Here is a 735-nt window from a genome sequence, read left to right on the forward strand (position 1 = left end):
CCTCGTGCCTGCCCAGCACGGTGTCGATCTCGCCGAGTTCGATGCGGAAGCCGCGGATCTTCACCTGGAAGTCCGAGCGGCCCACGTAGTCCAGCTCCCAGCGCACCGACGGCAGCGCGGCATTGCCGGCCCGCTCACCGGGTTCGGCGTACCAGCGCACCACGTCACCGGTGCGGTACATCCGCGCGCCCTCGTTGCTCCACGGGTTGGCGACGAACCGTTCCGCGGTGAGGTCGGGGCGGTTGTGGTAGCCACGCGCCAGCGCGCCACCGGCCAGGTACAGCTCACCCGCGACGCCCGGCGGCACCGGGTTGAGGCGGTTGTCCAGCACCAGGGCCGACATACCGCGGACCGGACGGCCGATCGTGATGTGCCTGCCCGGGGTGAGGGAGGCGTACGACGAGATGATCGTCGTCTCGGTCGGACCATAGGCGTTGAAGTACTTGCGGCCCGGCCACCACTTGGCCAGCAGTTCCGGCGTGGTGACGTCACCGCCGACGGAGGCCACCTCGAGCGCCTCCATGCCTTCGGGGTCGACCGTGCCCAGCACCGCGGGGTGATGATCGTGTGTGAAACCCGCTCGGTGCGTAGCAGTTCGGCCAGATCCGGGCCGCCGATGATGGTCGACGGCACGACCACCAGCGTGGCGCCGGTGTAGGCGGCACACAGCCATTCCAGCACCGACGGGTCGAAGCTTGGCGAGCAGATGTGCAGGAACCGGTGGTGCGATTCGAG

General features: G+C 69.1%; 1 pseudogene. It reads right to left on the reverse strand.

Annotation, left to right across the window (positions count from 1 at the left end):
- Positions 1-735, reverse strand: a pseudogene (locus NA4_RS38460) (AMP-binding protein); the annotation flags it as partial.

The organism is Nocardia amamiensis NBRC 102102 (genome assembly GCF_001612745.1).
GTDB lineage: Bacteria > Actinomycetota > Actinomycetes > Mycobacteriales > Mycobacteriaceae > Nocardia > Nocardia amamiensis.